The 1243-nt window shown below is 40.5% G+C and carries 1 protein-coding gene; it reads right to left on the bottom strand.

Annotated features, from left to right (window positions below; genetic code table 11):
- Positions 1–12 precede the first annotated feature (12 nt).
- Positions 13–960: an IS30 family transposase gene (locus tag ACWD3C_RS48665; RefSeq protein WP_003130410.1), complete on the bottom strand. Its 948-nt coding sequence runs from the start codon at positions 958–960 to the stop codon at positions 13–15.
- Between the last annotated feature and the right edge of the window lie 283 nt (positions 961–1243).

Here is a 1243-nt window from a genome sequence, read left to right as displayed (position 1 = left end):
TGCAAGTCCAAGTTAGCCAGCCAAGCTCATCTCATATGAACTCTTATAGTTGAACATTTTTCTTGGATAATGGTTCATCCAATACTCGATAGCGGCGACTTCTTCAGGGGTCGTCTTTGTTGTGCCTTTTGGCAGATGCCTACGAATCATTCGGTTATGGTTTTCATTCGTCCCTCGCTCAAAGCTCGCGTAGGCGTGTGCATAGTAAACTGGACAGCTTACGACCTCAGAGAGCCTTGCAAATTCATGGCCATTGTCAGGGGTAATGGATTTGAAGTCATAACTTTTTTGAAGTTCCACCAGCTCATCATTGACCGCCTGTGCTGTTTTCCCATCAATCAAGCGAATGATCTCCGTGCGGTATTTTCGCTCTGTGAGCGTCAAAAGCACCTTGTTCTTAGCTCTCGTAAGAATGACCGTGTCAATCTCGTAATGCCCCACTTCTAAGCGATTGTTAATGAACTCAGGCCGTTCTTCAATAGACTTGCCAAAAGGATGCTTTGGCGCACGAGGTTTGATTTTCTTTGCCGCCTTATACTGCGGATAGAAAAGATGATGACGCTTGGCTTCTAACCAGCCCCAGTTGACCCAATTGTAGAGGCTGCTCAGAGAAACTCCTTTTAGAGCCTGATGAATGACTTCCAAAGAGTCCTTGTCTTCTTTAAGACGTGTACTCACATAACAATCAATCTCAGTCGTGAGTTTACTCGGACGAACACTGTGAGCCCTCAATCCTTCATAATTTTCTTGAGCCTTTTTAGCAGAGTATTTTACCTTCCGCTTGAGCTGGATTTCCCCTCGCTTCATCTCTCTGTCAATCGTCCCATGAGCTTTATTCAATAAGCGCGCAATCTCACGGTTGCTCAGTCCTTCTTTATTGTGCCAACGTTCAATGTTTAAACGGTCTTGATTGGTCAGGTGTTTCCCTTTGCTCTGGCTTGTGATAGAATAGTCTTGCATCTGAATTTCCTTTTTATACTATTTGGTCGAACTTCTAGTATAAGAGATTCAGATGTTTTTTGCTTGACTCAAGGTGGCTAACTTCATTTTACAATTTGCGTAAAAAATAAAAATCTATAATAATTCAGTTTGCACCAATAAAAAGTGATAAAAAAAATAAATTTTGATGCTGACTAAAAATAGAAACAAAAAATTTTCTATTTTTTCTTCGCATTTTCCCAATTTATGCTCACATCTTGATATAATAGTAGATATGACCTATCAAGTAAAAATTATCTATCCA

Source organism: Streptomyces sp. NPDC002845, assembly GCF_053591955.1.
The sequence above is the reverse complement of the archived record's forward strand: the minus strand, read 5'-3'. Positions and strand labels throughout refer to the sequence as shown.